The 16861-nt window shown below is 66.7% G+C and carries 16 protein-coding genes; 6 read left to right on the plus strand and 10 right to left on the minus strand.

Features of this window, described 5'->3' with window-relative positions:
- Window positions 1-27 precede the first annotated feature (27 nt).
- The 7 genes from QK287_RS07085 to QK287_RS07115 all read right to left on the minus strand — a co-directional run bounded on the left by QK287_RS07085 (window position 28) and on the right by QK287_RS07115 (window position 6682).
- Window positions 28-990 (minus strand): ABC transporter substrate-binding protein, encoded by a 963-nt coding sequence (locus QK287_RS07085; RefSeq protein WP_282359674.1) that lies wholly within the window; start codon window positions 988-990, stop codon window positions 28-30.
- Window positions 987-1733: an ABC transporter permease gene (locus QK287_RS07090; protein ID WP_282359675.1), complete on the minus strand. Its 747-nt coding sequence runs from the start codon at window positions 1731-1733 to the stop codon at window positions 987-989. The genes QK287_RS07085 and QK287_RS07090 overlap by 4 nt, the downstream gene beginning before the upstream one ends.
- Entirely contained in the window at window positions 1730-2464 is a 735-nt protein-coding gene (locus tag QK287_RS07095) for an ABC transporter permease (RefSeq protein ID WP_282359677.1), read from the minus strand. The genes QK287_RS07090 and QK287_RS07095 overlap by 4 nt, the downstream gene beginning before the upstream one ends.
- Window positions 2464-3558: an ABC transporter ATP-binding protein gene (locus QK287_RS07100; protein ID WP_282359678.1), complete on the minus strand. Its 1095-nt coding sequence runs from the start codon at window positions 3556-3558 to the stop codon at window positions 2464-2466. Before QK287_RS07100 ends, QK287_RS07095 begins: the two co-directional genes overlap by 1 nt.
- A 267-nt stretch (window positions 3559-3825) precedes the next feature.
- Window positions 3826-4998: a ribosome small subunit-dependent GTPase A gene (gene rsgA, locus QK287_RS07105; protein WP_282359679.1), complete on the minus strand. Its 1173-nt coding sequence runs from the start codon at window positions 4996-4998 to the stop codon at window positions 3826-3828.
- 276 nt (window positions 4999-5274) lie between these two features.
- A complete protein-coding gene (locus QK287_RS07110) occupies window positions 5275-5727 on the minus strand; it encodes an NUDIX hydrolase (protein WP_226776063.1) in 453 nt (150 codons plus the stop codon).
- Window positions 5728-5752: 25 nt separating this feature from the next.
- Window positions 5753-6682, minus strand: coding sequence for a BadF/BadG/BcrA/BcrD ATPase family protein (locus tag QK287_RS07115; protein ID WP_282359794.1), 930 nt, complete (start codon window positions 6680-6682; stop codon window positions 5753-5755).
- Window positions 6683-6733: 51 nt separating this feature from the next.
- Between QK287_RS07115 and QK287_RS07120 the strand changes: the two genes are divergently transcribed.
- Entirely contained in the window at window positions 6734-7786 is a 1053-nt protein-coding gene (locus QK287_RS07120; RefSeq protein WP_282359680.1) for a nitronate monooxygenase, read from the plus strand.
- 97 nt (window positions 7787-7883) lie between these two features.
- Here the strand turns inward: QK287_RS07120 and QK287_RS07125 are convergent, their stop codons facing one another.
- Window positions 7884-8933 (minus strand): LysR family transcriptional regulator, encoded by a 1050-nt coding sequence (locus QK287_RS07125; protein ID WP_282359681.1) that lies wholly within the window; start codon window positions 8931-8933, stop codon window positions 7884-7886.
- Between the two features lie 66 nt (window positions 8934-8999).
- Between QK287_RS07125 and QK287_RS07130 the strand changes: the two genes are divergently transcribed.
- A complete protein-coding gene (locus tag QK287_RS07130; protein WP_282359682.1) occupies window positions 9000-10301 on the plus strand; it encodes an MFS transporter in 1302 nt (433 codons plus the stop codon).
- On the opposite strand, the gene QK287_RS07135 is transcribed toward QK287_RS07130, so the two are convergent.
- Window positions 10291-11454, minus strand: a complete 1164-nt coding sequence (locus tag QK287_RS07135; RefSeq protein WP_282359684.1) for a PLP-dependent aspartate aminotransferase family protein — start codon at window positions 11452-11454, stop codon at window positions 10291-10293. The two genes, QK287_RS07130 and QK287_RS07135, sit on opposite strands and share 11 nt — an antisense overlap.
- A 133-nt stretch (window positions 11455-11587) precedes the next feature.
- Between QK287_RS07135 and QK287_RS07140 the strand changes: the two genes are divergently transcribed.
- Window positions 11588-12094 carry an Lrp/AsnC family transcriptional regulator gene (locus tag QK287_RS07140; protein ID WP_226773977.1) on the plus strand — a complete coding sequence of 169 codons (507 nt, stop codon included), beginning with the start codon at window positions 11588-11590 and terminating at the stop codon, window positions 12092-12094.
- A 54-nt stretch (window positions 12095-12148) separates the two neighbouring features.
- Here QK287_RS07140 and QK287_RS07145 read toward each other — a convergent pair whose 3' ends face one another.
- Window positions 12149-13387, minus strand: coding sequence for an MFS transporter (locus QK287_RS07145; RefSeq protein WP_282359685.1), 1239 nt, complete (start codon window positions 13385-13387; stop codon window positions 12149-12151).
- A gap of 156 nt (window positions 13388-13543) precedes the next feature.
- On the opposite strand from QK287_RS07145, the gene QK287_RS07150 reads away from it, so the two are divergent.
- Genes QK287_RS07150 through QK287_RS07160 form a run of 3 tightly spaced genes read left to right on the plus strand, consistent with a single transcriptional unit; the run spans window position 13544 to window position 16822 of the window.
- Entirely contained in the window at window positions 13544-14074 is a 531-nt protein-coding gene (locus tag QK287_RS07150) for an Lrp/AsnC family transcriptional regulator (RefSeq protein ID WP_226773979.1), read from the plus strand.
- 7 nt (window positions 14075-14081) lie between these two features.
- Window positions 14082-15077: a magnesium/cobalt transporter CorA gene (gene corA / locus QK287_RS07155; RefSeq protein ID WP_226773980.1), complete on the plus strand. Its 996-nt coding sequence runs from the start codon at window positions 14082-14084 to the stop codon at window positions 15075-15077.
- Between the two features lie 38 nt (window positions 15078-15115).
- Complete coding sequence (locus tag QK287_RS07160; RefSeq protein WP_282359687.1) at window positions 15116-16822, plus strand: AarF/ABC1/UbiB kinase family protein; 1707 nt, start codon at window positions 15116-15118, stop codon at window positions 16820-16822.
- Window positions 16823-16861: the final 39 nt, after the last annotated feature.

Genomic DNA, 16861 nt, shown 5'->3' on the forward strand with positions numbered 1-16861 from the left:
TTCCTCAGAAAAAGCCGGGGGCAGGCCCTACTTGACCAGTCCCTTGTCCTTGAGCCAGGCCGCAGCAGCGTCCTTCGGGTTTTGCTTCTGGCTGCCGCTGACAGCCCGGTTGAGGTTAATCAGGTCTTCGGTGGTGAGAACCTTCGAGACCGCGTTCAGGGTTTCCTTCGCCTTGTCCGTCATCTTGGCCTTGTTGTACAGCGGGAGGACCTGCTGGGCGATGAAGTTGTCCTTCGGGTCCTCGAGCACCACCAGGTCGTTGTCTGCGATGGACGGAGTGGTGGTGTAGATGTCGGCTACCTGGACCTGGTCCGAGAGGAGGGCCTTGAGCGTGACGGCACCCCCGCCGTCGCTGAACGGTTCCAGCTTCTTGGGCACGCAGTCGTAGTTCTTCTTCAGGCCGGGGAGCCCGTAGGCGCGCTCCGCGAAGGTCGCCGGGGCACCCACCACGATTTCGCTGCAGACTTTGGCGAGGTCCTCGATCGACTTCAACTGGTACTTCTCCGCAGTGGCCTTGGTCACAACCATCGCGTCCTTGTCCTCTGCCTTGGAAGCCTCCAGCACGGCCAGTCCCTCAGGCAGCTTCTCCGAGAGTGCCTTGTAGATGTCTCCCGCGGAGACCTCCGTGGCGTCCTTGCTCACGTGCAGCAGCAGGTTTCCGCTGTAATCGGGAATGACGTCCACTGATCCGTCCTGGACCGCCTTGAAATAAACCTCGCGGGAACCGATGTTCGGCTTGGTGCTTGCCGTGACGCCGGCCCCGTTCAGTGCACCGGCGTAGACCTCGGCGACGATCTGGCTTTCAGGGAAATCGGCCGAACCGATTACGAGGGCCGCGCCGGAACCGGAGCCGGTTCCGGCAGAGGCGGGTGCGGTGGAGAGCGGATCGGATGAGCCGCCGCAGGCGGACAATGCCATGGCCAGGCCGACGCCGGCGGCCAGGCCGCCGAATGCGCGCCTGCCGAGTGCTCGTTGGCGGGTTTCCTTCATGACGTACCTCCTTGAACAACAGTCCCCGCTGGTACGGGGTCTGTGAGATCAACCGCAGCCTGATGGCTTCGGTTTGGCTGTGATGCGGTTCCCCGGGACAGGAAGAGCCGCTGGATGAGGGCAAGGGCCAGGTCGACGGTGATCGCGAGGCCGGCGATGAGCAGGGAGCCGCCCAGCATCTGCGGGAAGTCTGAGAGCACAAGCCCGTCGAACAAGTAGCGGCCAAGCCCCCCCAGGTTGATATATGCGACGACCGAGACGGTGGCGATGGCCTGGAGTGTACCGGTCCGGAATCCGCCGTACATCACGGGCAGCGCGTTGGGAAACTCGGCCCGGAAGAGCACCTGGAGTTCGGTCATGCCCATGGCCCGCGCGGCGTCGACGACGTTCCGGTCCACACTGGAAATGCCGGCATAGGTGCCGGCGAGCAGCGGCGGCACGGTCAGGATCACAAGCGCCCAGATCGGCGGCATCAGTCCGATGCCGGCCAGCAGGACAAAGAGCGTCAGCAGGCCGAGGGTCGGCAGCGCACGCAGGGCGCCGGCGAGAGCAACAACGGCGACCCGCCCGCGCCCGGTATGCCCGACGTAGAGGCCGATAGGCACCGCAATGGCGGTGGCGATCAGCATCACCAGGCCGGTGTACAGCAGGTGCTCCACGAGACGTTCCGGGATGCCGGCCCTGCCCGTCCAGTGCTTGGGGTCGCCGAGCCATGCGAAGGTTTCGGTCACGACGTTGCTCATGCGTTTCCCCCGCCCGTCTTGGGACGGGCGAACCGGAGCGCCGCGGCCTTGGTCCCCGGCGTGTGGTGGCCGGATTCGGTGCCGGCAGCCGGGGCGGCCGCGGCACGGTTCCAGGGTGTCAGCAGCCGCTCCAGCAGGACCAGGACAGCGTCCATCACCAGCGCGAGAATCAGGATGGCGATGATGCCCACCATCACTTCGGTGACGAAATCGCGCTGCAGCCCGGAGGTGAAAAGCATACCGAGGTTGCCGATGCCCAGCAGGGCCGCGACGCTGACCAGTGAGATGTTACTTACTGAGACGACGCGCAATCCGGCAAAAAGCACCGGCAGGGAAAGCGGCAGATCGATCTGCAGGAAGCGGGCAAAGGGCTTGAAGCCCATGGCGACCGCCGCCTGCCGGAGGTCCTCGTCGACGGAGTCAAAAGCATCCAGGGTGGCACGTACCAGCAGGGCGACGGCATAGAGGGTCAGGGCAACAACCACGTTGACCGGGTCCAGGATCCGCGTCCCCAGCACGGTCGGCAGGATGATAAAAAGCGCCAGGGACGGGATGGTGTACAGCAGTGAGGACGCCGTCACCAGCACGGACCGCAGTCCGCGGTTCTGCCGCGCAAATTGTGCCACCGGCACTGCAATCAGCACTCCGAAAACCATCGGCAAGATGGCCAGGACGAGGTGTTGCCCGGCGAGCCTGTAGACCTGAGCGCTGTTTGCCAGGAACCATTCCATCAGAGCGCGCCGTGCCGGACGTGCCGGTCCGATTCGATCACGGCGAGGACTTCTTCAGCGGTGATAACGCCGGCCACCCGGCCGTCCTCGTCCACGACGACGCCGAGACCGGAGGGCGAGGACAGGGCCGCGTCGAGCGCGCGGCGGAGCGTGTCGCCCTTGCGGAAGAGAGACCCGCCGGGAACCGATTCGGACCCCATGCCCGGGCCCGACCAGCCCAGCGGACGCAGGTCGTGACCGACCAGCAGTTGCCAACCGGCGGCGTCGTTGCCGGCGAGTTTGAGTTCATCGGCAGTAACGGTCCTGGCAGGGTGCACTGTGACGCCGTCGGACGGGCTGAAAGCGAGGTGGCGGAAGCCGCGGTCCCGGCCCACAAACGAGGCCACAAAGTCGTTGGCGGGGGCACGCAGGATCTCTTCCGGAGTTGCGTACTGCGCCAGTTTGCCACCCAGGCCAAAGACAGCCACCTTGTCCCCCAGCACCGTGGCCTCGTCAATGTCGTGCGTGACGAACACGATGGTCTTGGCCAGGTCGCGCTGTAGCCGCAGGAGTTCCTGCTGCAATTCGTCGCGGACCACCGGGTCCACGGCGCTGAAAGGCTCATCCATCAGCAGCACGGGCGGGTCCGCGGCAAGCGCACGCGCCACTCCCACACGCTGCTGCTGGCCGCCGGACAGCTGAGAGGGATACCGTTTGCCCAGCGCGGACGCCAGCCCGACGACGTCGAGAAGTTCGTGTGCGCGTTTGAGCGCCTCGGCCTTGGACACGCCGTTGAGCCGGGGAACCGTGGCGATATTGTCCAGTACCGAGCGGTGCGGCATCAGCCCGGAAGACTGCATCACGTAGCCCATGGAGCGGCGCAGCTTCGCCGCCGGCCCTGTCGTAACGTCCTCGCCACCCACTGTGATGGATCCCGACGTCGGCTCGACCATCCGATTGATCATCCGCAGCGAGGTGGTCTTGCCGCACCCCGACGGCCCGACAAAGACCGTAATGGCTGCCTTGTCGATGGACATGGTCAGGTCATCGACGGCCGGCGCGCCGCCCTGGTACTGCTTGGTGACGTTCTGGAACTCGATCATGGCTTCAGCCATTTCCGGGCTTACCTAACTGTTGGCGGCAATATCGGACGGTCCAGCTTGCTGATCTTAGGCATGCTGATTTTTGACTGTAAAGCAGTAGGACCCAGCGTAGCCAGCGCTACTGACAAAGTCAGGAAAAAGCAGTGAAATCGTCAAGGGCGCTGTTGCTGACTTAATGATTCGTAGGGCGGCCGGTTTTGGATGGGTGCCGCAGGAAAAAACTTCCGCCGCGGCACCCACCCTTGCGCTACGGCACATCCCGCGGCACCCTGCGCAGTGTCACCGGTGCCGCCGGCCGGCCCCTGGCTGCCCGCTCCGGCCTCTCCTGCCGCGTCTTACACCTTGGTTTTCCGCAGCCTCGTGGCTGTCCCGCGCCGCCGCCCGCTGGCTTTTACCGGCGTCGGCGATCTGTTGCTGCCGCCCCCGCGCAAAAGCGCGGTCGGCGGCAGCATCATGCCGCCGGGACAGGGCTTTGAGTTCACGCTGCAGTTTCAGGTAGCTCTCCCAGCGGCGGTCATCGAGGGATCCGTCACCGAGTGCGCCCTGCACGGCACAGCCGGGTTCGCTGCCGTGGGCGCAATCGGAAAACCGGCACCGTGCGAAGAGCTCCTCGAGATCGCCGAACATTTGCGCCATCCCGCCGTCGGCATCGAAGAGCCCGAAGCCTCGAACCCCCGGAGTGTCCATCAGCACCGCACCGCCGGGCAGAGGCACCAGTTCGCGGGAGGTGGTGGTGTGCTTTCCTTTGCCGTCACCGGCGCGGACTGCTCCCGTATCCTGGACCCGGACGCCGGCGAGGGCGTTGATAAGAGTCGACTTACCGGCCCCCGAAGGGCCCAGCAGCACAAGGGTGCCGCCGGGCGGGAGGTGGCCCAGCAGTTCGTCGAGGCCGTCACGCTGTTCCGCGGAGGTGGTGATTACCGCGACGCCGGCGGCCTGGCGAATTACGGTGCCAACGACGTCGTCCGCGATGTCGGCAAGGTCCGCTTTGGTGATGATGACCATCGGTGTGGCACCCGAGTCCCACGCGGCGACGAGGGTCCGTTCCAGCCGGTTATGGCTAAGCGGCCGGTCCACGGGCACCACAATGCCGACGACATCCATGTTGGCGGCGAGGACCTGTGCCTCGGACGAGCCTTCAAAGGCGCGTTTGCGGCTCAGTTCCGAGTGCCGCGGGAGAATCCCGGTGATGGCAGCCTCTCCAGCCGCGTTGGATCCCAGCCAGGCCCAGTCCCCGGTGACGGGCAGTGCGCCGTTGCCGGGGTAGGGCAAGTGGAGGGTCGTATCGCAGGTGGCGATGAGGACCAGGTTTCGGTCCACCCTGATGATCCGCCCCGTGCCGGTGCCGCCGGGCACAGGGTGGGCCGCGTACCGATCGGCGATGCCGGCAGTGAAGCCGTAGGCCGCGGGGCCCACAAGCAGTTGCTTGGTTTTGGCCGGGCTGGCGCCCATGGCGCCTGGACGTGCAGAAGAAGATCTCAACGAGGAACCCTTAGGTGGGCCCCGGTGCGCGTGCCGCGCTGGGGGTTCGTTTGAACCTCGCCGAGTTAGGGCTGGCGGTTGCTGCTGACCGGGGAAAAAATATGGGGCTGGCTGGTGGTGGCGCGCAGTGCGCACAGTTCGGTTGCAGTCATCATCTCCACCTCCCGCGTCACTTCCAGAATGCCGCCGCATATTTTGCCGACGGTCCCAGCCTAACCGGGCTCCCCCGCCCTGGCTAGGACGCCGTCAGGAGACTTTTCCGTTGACTGGCCGCTCGCGGCGGAGCCGGAGCGCCGCGTCGACGAGCGAGACCTTGTTCAGCCCTTCGACCTCGGCCAACGGAATCCAGGCCGCGTGTGTGGTGCTGCCGTCCACCTCGTGCCGTAAGTGCCCGCCGGTGACCGTCGCCTCGTAGACGAGCCGGAGCGATTGGAAGTCCCGTTCACCGCCGTCGATCCGGATCTCAGCCGGCCAATGGCCAACATCAATCCCCAGCATGGCACCGACTTCGGCGTGGTACCCCGTCTCCTCGTAAACCTCACGGCGGCAGCCGTCGACAGGGTGCTCGGCCAGGTCAAGGCCGCCCCCCGGCAGGGTCCAGCCTTCCTTGCCACCTTGCTTCCAATACGCCAGGAGGATGGCGCCGTCGCGGATGATGACCGCGTACGCGGCGGGGCGGGTGTCGAAGTTCAGGCTCATTGCTCCAGCGTAGTAGCCGGCCGGATCAGCCTCGGCGCTGCTCGGCTACCAGCCGCAGCACTCCAAAGACGGGGTCCTGCGCCAGGACGCGGACGTCGGTGATGCCCGCATCGGCCAGCGCGGCCCGGAAGGATTCCTGCAGGAGCTGCACGTTCATACCCAGTCCGCCGCCCAGGATTACCGGGCCCTGGCTGCCCAACTGCCGGACCGTCTGCACCGCGAGGGAAGCGAGATCCCGTCCGGCCTGGTCCACCAGCTCCTGGCTGGCGGCGTGGCCGGCGAGGGCGGCATCGACCACCAGCCGGGCCCGCTCGGCCCAATACCGGCGCCCCGTGTCCGCAGAATGGAACAGCGCGATCAGTTTGTTGGGTTCATCCGCACCGCAGGATGCCAGCAGCGCCGTGGTGAGCTGGTCCGGTTCCAGCCCCTGATTCATCCGGCGAAGGCTGTGGCGTACCGCCTCACGGCCCAGCCAGTAGCCGCTGCCCTCGTCTCCGAGCAGGTAGCCCCAGCCGCCGGCCCGGGCTTCCTCGCCGCCACTGTTCCGGCCCCAAGCAGCCGAGCCCGTTCCGCCAATAACAGCGACGCCGGTGGTGGCGCCGCCGGCCGCCAGCAGGAGCCGCGAATCGTGGACCACTGTGATGCGGGCACCCGGCACGTTAGGGGCGATCAGGGCGGCGAGCGCCGCGGCGTCGTCATCGGTATCGATGCCACCGGCGCCCGCATAGACCTGGGAAACCTTGCCGCCGCCGATCCTGGCGAAGAGCTCCACGAGGTTCAGGGCAGCCTCTTCGCGGCTGACATTTTGGACGTTGGAGCTGCCTACGGATTCGTCGGCCACTGCCTTGCCGGCCTCAAAGCGCACGCCGCGCGTCTTGGTCCCGCCGATATCAAGGCCGATCACGGCACCCGTGGCGGGCGCGGTCGGGAGAACAGGGTCCGCCGCCGGCGGGATGTCAGAATGAGTCACCGGACCAGACTACTGAATCACCGACAGGAGTGAGCAATGTCGCACCACATCTTCGACTCGCGCATCATCGCCGCCCCGATGGCCGGCGGAGCATCAACTCCGGACTTTGTGAAAGCGGTGCACGATGCCGGCGGCTTGGGTTTCCTGGCCGCAGGCTACAAAACCGTGGAGGCCATGCAGGCGGAGATCCGCAGCTCGCGCGCCCTCGGGGGCCGGTTCGGGATCAATGTCTTTGTGCCGGACCCCGCCCAGCTGCCACCGTCCGCAGCGTTACGCGCGCAGCTTGAGGACTATCGCGGCAGCCTGCGCGCGGATGCCCTCCGGTACGGCATTGATATCCCGCCGCTGCGGCTTGATGACAACGACCAGTGGCCGGGCAAAGTCGAGTTATTGATGGCAGATCCGGTGGAACTGGTCAGCTTTGTGTTCGGCCTGCCGGGCACCGACGTGGTGCGCGCGCTGCATCGGGCCGGCTCCGCTGTGCTTGCGACCGTCACGACGGTTTCCGAGGCGCTGGAGGCCGCAGGACAGGGCGTGGACGCACTGGTGGTGCAGCACGGCAGCGCCGGCGGCCACAGTGCGGCCTTTCAGCCGGGCGCCACGGGGCGCGGCCACAACCGCGGCGGCGGCGGCGGCGGGCCAGGCTCGACGGCGGAACTTGTCACAGCGGTGCGGGCCGCCGTCGGGATCCCGCTGGTGGCTGCCGGCGGAGTGATGGACCGGGCGGGAGTCGAGGAGGTTCTGGCCGCGGGGGCCCAGGCGGCGCAGCTGGGCACCGCGTTCCTCCGCACGGCCGAAAGCGGCGCCCGGCAGCTGCATAAGGATGCCCTCGCCAGTCCGCACTTCACCCGGACGGCGCTGACCCGGGCCTTCACCGGACGGCCGGCCCGGGCCTTGGTTAACGACTTTGTCCGGGACCATCCCGATGCCCCGGACGCTTACCCGGCTGTGCACCACCTGACCGCCCCGCTGCGCGCCGCTGCTGCCGCCGCAGGGGACGGAGAGCGGGTCAACCTCTGGGCCGGGACGGGCTGGCAACGGGCCCGGGCCGGATCCGTTGCGGAGGTAGTGGCGGAGCTGCTGGGCTGACGGCCGGAAGGGATACCGCCGGCTCGCGGCTTTCGGACGTACTCGCGGTTTCGATGCGGCGAGCCCGGATCGAACCCGCTAGCGGATGACGGCGGTTTCAGGCGCCGGAGCGCTCGCGGACGAAGCCTGCCAGGAGTGCAGGGCCTTCACTGAGCACCAGCTCCCGGAACAGGCGCACCGGGTACGGCTCGGGGCCTGCTCCCCCGCGCCGTTCCCGCCAGGCCAGGCCAATCTCCCGAAAGGCGAGGCCTGAATCCAGTGCGAGCTCCACCCAGCCAAGGTCGCCGGGCTGCGCGGCGCCCTCGGGGGCAGGGGCAGGGCCGCCGGGGGCAGGGGCAGGGCCGCCGGGGGCAGGGGCAGGGCCGCCGGGCGGGAGGATGCTGACGCCGAGCCCTGCCGAGACGAGTCCCCTGGCGGTGTGGGTGTCCTGGCTCTCGAACGCGATGCGGGGCCGGAAACCAGCTTCCCGGAACAACGCGTCTGTCAGCGAGCGCATGCCATAGCCGGGACCCATCGCCACGAAGGGTTCGCCCCGGATCTCCGCCAGAGCGGCCCGACGGCGTCCCGCGAGCGGGTGCCTGTGGTGCACAACGAGCCGCAACGGTTCCCGGTACAGGGCAGCGGAGGAGATCAGCCGGCCGGGAACCGCGACAGGGGCGGTCAGCGCCAGGTCTGCCGCACCGGCAGCCAACTCCGCCAGGCAACCGGCCCGTGCCCCCTGGCTGAGGTCGAAGGCCGGCTGGGGATGCCGGACGCGGAAGGCGCTGATCAACAGCGGCAGCATTGCCTCCCCGAAGGTGTGCTGGAAGGACACCGCGATCCGGCCCCGTGCCACCTCCGACTCATGCCGGACCAGGTCCAGGCCGGACTGGAACTCGCCCAGCGCAGCCTCGATATGCGGAAGGAGCGCCCTGGCCGCGGAGGTCAGCCGCACGCCGCGGCCGTCACGGATCAGCAGTTCGGTTCCGATGATGCTGCTGGCCCTCGCGATTCCCCGGCTGACTGTCGATTGTGGCAGTCCCAGCACTTCTGCCGTCGCAGTAATGTGCTGGGTCCGTCCGAGCTCGGCCAGCAAAGGAAGCAGCGGCAGCAGCTGGGCCATCTGTTTGTGCTCCACGCCCGTCGACCAATCTTTCCATCGTTCCATATTTGCTATTGATTCTATGGGAAACATGCATTGGAGACATGCCTTTGGGGAGCCTATCCTGAGATCATGCCCCGACGCCTGCGCCGCCAACTCCCCACCGCAGGCTCCGCGGCAACACCGGGCGTCATCGGCGTGGCGGGGCCGGCCTGGCCAGGGCACGCCAGGGGATCCGCGGCCTACACGAAGATTCTTGCCGGACTGGCCTTTGCCGGCGTCGCCACCTTCGCGCAGTTGTACTCCACCCAGGCGGTCCTGCCGATGATGGCAACGGAGTTGCAGGTCACGGCAGCCGAGGCGGCACTGACGATCTCCGTAGCCACTGCGGGGCTTGCCGTGACGGTACTTCCTTGGTCGTTCCTGGCCGACCGCATCGGCCGCGTCCGTGCCATGATGTGGGGCATCTCGGCGGCGACGGTCCTGGGCCTGATGGTCCCGCTCGCCGCCAGCCTCCCGATCTTGCTGGGCCTGCGGATGCTCGAAGGAATGGCCCTGGGCGGCATCCCCGCCATCGCCATTGCATACCTGCATGAGGAGGTCAACAAGGCCCACGCGGCGCTGGCGGCCGGAACATATGTCGCCGGCACCACCCTGGGCGGGCTGGCCGGCCGGCTGGTTGCCGGCTTTGTCGGCGAACTCTGGGGTTGGCGGGCCGCTGCCCTGGCCGTATCGCTCCTCGCGGCCGCGGCGGCCGCCATGTTCCTGCTCCTGGTGCCCCGGGCCAGGGGCTTCACGGCGGCAACGGCCGGCGGCTTTCGCGGCGCGCTCCGCACTCTGGCCGGACACGCCCGGAACCCGCGCCTGATGGCCCTCTACATCCAGGCATTCCTGCTGATGGGCGGATTCGTGGCCGTCTACAACTACCTTGGCTTCCGGCTTTCCGGGGAACCCTTTGGCCTGCCGGCCACTATTGTCAGCCTGATCTTCCTGGCCTACCTTGCCGGCACTGTCTCCTCCCGCTGGGCCGGCGGACTCACTGCGCGGTTCGGGCGGCGCACTGTGCTGATCGCAGGAACGATGCTGATGGTGGCCGGCCTGGCCCTGACACTGCTTCAATTGCTGGCGCCCATCCTGGTGGGCCTGCTGCTGTTCACAGCCGGCTTTTTCGCGGCGCACAGCGTCGGCGCTGGCTGGACCGGGGTAATTGCCAGGACCGGCAGGGCCCAGGCAGCCTCGCTCTACAACCTCGCCTACTACCTCGGATCCAGCGTCATCGGCTGGGCCGGCGGACTGGTCTTCCAGTCACTTGGCTGGGCGGCCCTGGCCCTGGCCGTGATCGGGCTGGCCGGCACGACGGCTGTGATCACCGCCGTCGTGCACCCCGCCCGGCAGGCGGCCCCGGCCGCTGCTCCGGCTCCGGCTAGCGGGTAGCTTCGATGGCCTGCACGAGGTCAGCCACAACGTCGGCCGGGTCTTCCAGGCCAATCGAGACCCGCAGCAGGCTGGCATTCGGTTTAGCCTCGGCTGCAACCGGCCGGTGCGTCAGCCCAGCCGGATGCTGGATCAGGGTGTCGATGCCGCCGAGCGAAACCGCATGCGTAATCATGCCGACCGCACCGGGAATCCGTTCGGCCTGCTCAGCGCTGCCCACCTCGAACGCGATCAGCGAGCCCGGACCCGCCATCTGGCTGCCGATCAGCCCCTGCGGATCGCACTCGGGCAGCCCAGGGTAGAAGACACGCCGAACGAGCCCGTGCCCGGCCAGGGCGACCGCAACCTTCTGCGCACTGGCTTGCTGAGCGCGCACCCGGACCGGGAGCGTGGCGAGGCCGCGGTGGAGCAGGTAGGCCGGCCACGGTGTGAGAATGCCGCCGGTGACGGCCCGGATCTGGCGCAGCCGCGTGCTCCATTCGGGAGCGGCAGCCACCACACCGCCCATCGCATCGCCATGTCCGCCGAGGAACTTGGTGGCGCTGTGCAGGACCATATCGGCACCAAGGTCGAAGGGCTGCTGAAGGATGGGGCTCGCGAAAGTGTTGTCAACCAGAAGCGGGACGCCGTCCGCCGCTGCGGCCACCCGGGCAATATCGACGAGTTCCAGGCTCGGGTTAGCCGGCGTCTCAAGGATCACCAGTCCGGTATCGGGCCGGAGCGCGGCGTGCACACCGTCCGGGGTGGCGAATGTAACGTCATTGCCAAGCACCCCCGATGCCAGCAGATAGTCGCTCCCGCCGTACAGCGGCCGCACCGCGACCACATGCTTCTTTTCGGTCGCGACGACCGCTAGCAATACAGCACTAAGCGCGGCCATACCGGTGGCAAATGCGACCGCCTCCGGTGTCTTTTCGAGGACGGCGACGCCTTCTTCGAACCGCGCAACGGTCGGATTCCAGAGCCGCTGGTAGACGGTGCTCTGCCCTTCCAAATGAGCGCCGCCGGTGGCCATGTGTTCATAGGCGAGGCCCCCGTCGTGCACGGACGGAAGCGGCGCGGTGGTGGAAAGATCGATCGGCACAGCGTGAACGCCCAGTTCCGTGAGGCCGTTCCGGCCGGCGTGGACTGCCAGCGAGTCTTGAGAAAGCACCGTTGCTCCTTATGAATATTCACCATTGAATACCAGAAGTATCCGGCAATAATTCGGAGTTTTGTAGGGTCGACGAATGGAAGTGCCGGAATCAGCCGCTTATGATGAACTGACAACACACCAAGGAGGACCCGTGGGCAGCAGTGCGAAGAATCTTCGGCCCGGAGCCAGCTCCGGCGAGCCGTTGGACGCCATCGACGAGCGCTTGCTCGCGGCCCTCGTGGCCGACGCCAGGATCTCCAACAAGCAGCTCGCCGAACTGGTCGGCATCGCTCCGTCCACGGCCCTGATGCGCACCAGGGCGCTAACCGAACGCGGCATCATCGAAGGCTTCGAGGCGAAGCTGAGCCTGTCCGCGATCGGCCGTTCCGTGCAGGCCCTCATTGCCGTCAGGCTCCGGGCCCACGACCGCGAGCAGATCGACCGCTTTACCGCCCGGGTCCCGAAGCTCCCTGCAGTCCTGTCCACGTTCCACACCTCGGGTTCGGTCGATTACCTGCTGCATATCGCAGTCGCCACCACTGAAGATCTGCGGGACTGGGTGCTGGACAACCTGGCCACCGACCCGGTCGTGGGCCACACCGAAACCACCCTCGTGTTCGACCACATCCAGGGAAACCTGGGCCCGCTGCCGGATTAGGACTACCGTCCGCCGCCGTCCGGTGCGGCTCTCAGGTCAGGCCCGGCGATCACGTCAGGCCCGGCGCAACGCCCCGCGCAGCGTGATCAGAGCAAGGACACCCGCTGCGATGGCGCAGAGCACAACGAAGCCCGTGACCGCAGTCTGCAGGCCAACGACCCCGGCTGCCAGCCCAAGCCCGATGACGGGAAACGCGCTGCCCAGGTAGGTAATGACGTAGACGGTGCTGATGATCTGTGCGTGGCGGGACGCCTCGACCCTTCCGGCAACATCATTGAATACTGTCCGGAAGGAGACTCCCTGTCCGATTCCGGCGGCCACGCTTGCGGTGATCAGCAGCCACGGGCTGCTCCACGCGGCAGCCGCGGCGATCAGCAGCACCGACACGGCCAGCACGCCCAGCCCGGCAGGCACCACAAAACGGCCCCGGACGGCGAGGAGTTGGCTGAGCGCGGAGGACCCGAGCGTCAGTCCCGCCAGCAGCCCGATCAGCGGCCGCGAATCGGCGTGCACAATCTGGGCGAAATAGCCAGGCGCCAAGGAGAGACAGAAGCCGAAGACGGTGAAACTGAGAAAGCCCACCGAGGACGCCAGCCAAAATGCCCCGCGCGCCTCGCTGGAGACCGATGGCCGGCGCGGCGCCAGCACCCGCAACGGCTGCGGACCCGCGATCGAGGTGATGGCCGGACGGGCCTTCAGCAGGTACAGCGGGACCAGCAGCCCTGCAAGTAGCAGCGAATGCAGGTAGTACGGAGTCGAGGTGGGCCCCGGCAGCATCGAAAGCGCTCCCCCGATGGCGGGACCGGCCGCCACGCCGCCCGCCGACGCCAGCAAGGTGAACCTCGACGCCCACTCGGGACGGCTGGGCAGCAGCTCGCGCAGCGCCGCCGAACTGGCGCCGGTGGCGAGCGCCACAGCAATGCCCTGCAGCGCCCGGCCGGCACACAGCGCGAACATGCTGTCCGCCGTTGCAAACACCGAACCTCCCGCAAGGCCCACCAGCACCGAAAGCATCAGCGCTGCCCGCCGGCCGATGTGGTCGGACCAGTGGCCTGCCAGGATCAGGGTGGCCACCAGCGCCAGTACATAGGCGGAAAACGCCACAGTGATATCCAGGGCGGTGATGCCAAGCTTGGCCTGCAGCAGCGGGTAGATCGGGGTCGCTAGATTCGCGCCGACAAGCAGCGTGAAGATCACGGCGCCGGCCATCACCAGCCGGGCCGTAGTGGAGGCGTCCCAGCCCCAGCGTTCTGCCGTGGCGGGGCGCATGCGAAGCTCGCTGAAGACCGTCATATCCATGCCCTTGCGTAAAACCGGACCGCGTATTCCCTGTGATGGGGGAACGGCCAGCCCGTGATGATTTGATACATCAAGAATGGGGCATTGCTGATCGAGTCAGCCTATTTTCATGCCAAAATTGATCAAAACAGTCAAGCTGCTACCGTCAAAATGAACCGGAGTGATGATTTGAACAGCCTGGACCCCACCGACCTGAAAATCCTGCTGGCGCTGATCCGGGATCCGCGGGTACAGATTGGCGAGCTCAGTGAAACGTTGGGCATCGCGCGCAACACCGCCCAGTCCCGGGTAAGGCGCATGCAGCGTTCCGGTTTGCTGCACGACGGCGGCCGCGAAATCGACCTGGAGGCGGTGGGCTACGACGTCGTCGCATTCGTCACCATTGAGGTGAACCACCGGGAACTCGACGGTGTGGTGGGCGCACTGCGCCTGATTGCACAGGTCCTGGAAGTGCACGAGATCTCCGGACGCGGCGATGTCTGGTGCCGCGTTGTGGCCACCGACACCCACAACCTCCAGGTTGCCCTTCGCTCCATCCTTCGGGTCAAAGGCGTCATCCGGACCGAGACAGTCCTGGCCCTGCATACCCATATCCCCTACCGGACCGAGCCGCTGATTAGCCGGCTGGCCTTGGGCGGCGCGGCGGCTCCAGCAGCCCCGCGGGCGCAGAAGCCGGGATAATGGTCCCGTGACTATCATCGATAACGCCGTCTACGTTGACGGCGTCCGCAGCGTCGAGCCGCAGAGCCTCGAACAGACCTTTGACATCCTGAACCGGCAGGGCGGCATGGCGTGGGTTGGCCTCTACCGGCCGACCGAAGACGAAATGGCCGCTGTCGCCGCGGAGTTTGGACTGCATCCGCTCGCCGTAGAGGATGCAATTTCCGCCCATCAGCGACCCAAACTGGAACGTTACGATGACAACCTCTTCACTGTGCTGCGGCCCGCACGGTATCTGGACGAGACTGAAACAGTGGAGTTCGGCGAACTCCACGTATTCACTGGCAGGAACTTTGTGGTCACCATCCGGCACGCCGAGAGCGGCGGGGTGGCGCAGGTGCGGCGACAGTTGGAACAGCGTCCAGAGCTCCTCAGCCACGGCCCGGAGGCTGTCCTCTACGCCCTGATGGACCAGGTAGTGGACGATTACGTTCCCGTCGTGGCGGGACTGGAAAATGATATCGACGAGATCGAAGACCAGCTGTTCAGCGGCGATTCCACTGTTTCACGGCGGATCTACGAACTGGCCCGGGAAGTCATCCAGTTCCAGCGGGCCATCCACCCGCTGCCGGCGATGATGCAGCTGCTGCGGCGGGGATTCGAAAAATACGGCGTGGACATCGATCTCCAACACAAGCTCCGCGACGTCGAAGACCACGTGGAGCGGCTGATTTCCCGCGCTGATTCCTTTCGCGACCTGCTGCAGAACGCACTCACCCTCGATGGCACGCTGACCGCCAACCGGCAAAACGAGGCCAGCGCCGAGCAGAACGAGCAGGTAAAGAAAATTTCGTCGTGGGCGGCAATTTTCTTCGCCCCGTCATTTGTCGCGGGCGTCTACGGGATGAACTTCGTCCGGATGCCCGAACTGCAGTGGGCCTACGGCTACCCAATGGCCATCGGGCTGATGGCCGGAACCGCAGCGCTGATGTACACGATCTTCAAACGGAAGGACTGGCTGTAGCCGACCCCGCCCGGCAGGTCCGCGTGTAGTCTGGCGTCATGAGCGCGCGGCGGGACCGGTTCCGGGACATCGTGGAGATCCTGACCAAGCACGGGCTGGGCTTCGCGCTGGCACACTTCGGGCTGGACAGGTTCCGGCCCGCCGGCGGGAACGCGGGACAGGATCACCATCGGCCACCCCGGGAAGCGAGCCTGCCGGTGCGCGTCCGGCTCGCCTTGGAAGACCTCGGGGCCGTGTACATCAAGTTCGGCCAGATCATCTCAACGCGAACGGACCTACTGCCTCCGGAGTACGCCACCGAACTGGCCAAACTCCAGGACGCATCCCCGCCCGTTGCTGCTGGGCAGGTCCGTGCGGTGATCGCCGAGGAACTCGGCAGCGCGGCGGACTGGCTGCTCGAATCGCTGGAGGACAATCCGCTCGCCACCGGTTCCATCGGCCAGGTCCACTGCGCCCGGATCGCGCCGGACCCGGCAGACCTTGCGAAAACTGTCCCGGGTGACACTGCCGGTGGCGGCCGGAATCTCGACGTTGTGGTCAAGGTCCGCCGGCCCGGCGTTGTGGACCAGATCAATGAGGATCTGGAGCTCGTGGCCGAGCTCGCCAAACGGGCCGAGCGGGCGTCCACGAGGGCAGCCGGACTCCATCTGGCTGCCCTCGTCGACGAGTTCTCCCAGACCCTGCGCGCAGAACTGGACTACCTGCAGGAAGCCAGGAACGCGGAGCACTTCGCCGCAAATTTCGCCGCCGACAACCGGGTCCATATTCCCAAGGTCTTCTGGGACACGACCACATCCCGGATCCTCACGCTGGAGCGTATCCGCGGCATCAAAGTCAACGACGCCGCCGCGTTGCAGGCTGCGGGAATCAACACCGGCATGCTCGCCCACGAGGCGTGCAGCATCTTGCTGAAGATGGTTTTCGAGGACGGCTTCTTCCACGCCGACCCGCATCCCGGGAACTTCTTTGTGGAACCGGACGGGCGCCTGGGCATCATTGACTTCGGCATGGTAGGCCGAATCAGCGACGGCACCCGCGAACACCTGGTCCGGATGCTCCTGGCCGTCGTGGAACAGGACGCCGCCCGGCTGACCACGGCCCTGGTCCGCCTGTGTGCGGCTCAGGCAAACGATGGCTTGGCCGAACTGCAAGCGGACCTGGGCCGGCTTGTGGACCGTTACGCCGGCCGGCCGCTGGCCGAGATTGCGATCGTGGCAGTCCTTTCGGAGCTGGCGGGCCTGTTGCGCAAATACCGGCTGCGGTTGCCGCGGGAGATGGCCCTGCTGCTGAAGATGCTGGTCATGGCGGACGGGCTGGGCAAACAGCTGGACCCCCGATTCGAGCTGACCACCCAGCTGGGCCCTTACACGCAGAAGATTATCCTCGGCTCGCTGTCACCGGAAGCCCTCACGGAGCGACTGGCGAAGCTCGGCCGGGAGGCCCTGCGCTTCGGGGCAGATGCGCCGGAAATCCTGCGCCGAATGGTCGAGGTCCTCGAGCGCGGTGGCATCGACATTCATTTCCGCGCCGATGAACTGGACCGGCTCATGGACAAGGCGGAGAAGACCGGGAACCGGATTGTCGCCGGGCTTATCACCGCAGCCCTGATCAACGCCGTCGGGGAGCTGGTGTCAGTCCAGCCGGACCGCTGGCGGAACTGGCCGAAAACACTCTTCGCCGCCGGTATCGGCGGCGTCGGCGCGCTGGGCGCCTACCTCGCCGTAACAGCCCGGCACCGGAAATAGCGGCCCCTCCGGAGTCGCCGTCAGCGGCGTCGCCGGAGT

The organism is Arthrobacter sp. AL05, assembly GCF_029960715.1.
Classification (GTDB): Bacteria; Actinomycetota; Actinomycetes; order Actinomycetales; family Micrococcaceae; genus Arthrobacter.

Coding starts and splice junctions, on each gene's coding strand:
- QK287_RS07085 (WP_282359674.1), bottom strand. CDS start 990: ATGAAGGAAACCCGCCAACGAGCACTCGGCAGGCGCGCATTCGGCGGC.
- QK287_RS07090 (WP_282359675.1), bottom strand. CDS start 1,733: ATGAGCAACGTCGTGACCGAAACCTTCGCATGGCTCGGCGACCCCAAG.
- QK287_RS07095 (WP_282359677.1), bottom strand. CDS start 2,464: ATGGAATGGTTCCTGGCAAACAGCGCTCAGGTCTACAGGCTCGCCGGG.
- QK287_RS07100 (WP_282359678.1), bottom strand. CDS start 3,558: ATGGCTGAAGCCATGATCGAGTTCCAGAACGTCACCAAGCAGTACCAG.
- rsgA (WP_282359679.1), bottom strand. CDS start 4,998: ATGGGCGCCAGCCCGGCCAAAACCAAGCAACTGCTTGTGGGCCCCGCG.
- QK287_RS07110 (WP_226776063.1), bottom strand. CDS start 5,727: ATGAGCCTGAACTTCGACACCCGCCCCGCCGCGTACGCGGTCATCATC.
- QK287_RS07120 (WP_282359680.1), top strand. CDS start 6,734: ATGTCGCACCACATCTTCGACTCGCGCATCATCGCCGCCCCGATGGCC.
- QK287_RS07125 (WP_282359681.1), bottom strand. CDS start 8,933: ATGGAACGATGGAAAGATTGGTCGACGGGCGTGGAGCACAAACAGATG.
- QK287_RS07130 (WP_282359682.1), top strand. CDS start 9,000: ATGCCCCGACGCCTGCGCCGCCAACTCCCCACCGCAGGCTCCGCGGCA.
- QK287_RS07145 (WP_282359685.1), bottom strand. CDS start 13,387: ATGACGGTCTTCAGCGAGCTTCGCATGCGCCCCGCCACGGCAGAACGC.
- QK287_RS07150 (WP_226773979.1), top strand. CDS start 13,544: ATGAACCGGAGTGATGATTTGAACAGCCTGGACCCCACCGACCTGAAA.
- QK287_RS07160 (WP_282359687.1), top strand. CDS start 15,116: ATGAGCGCGCGGCGGGACCGGTTCCGGGACATCGTGGAGATCCTGACC.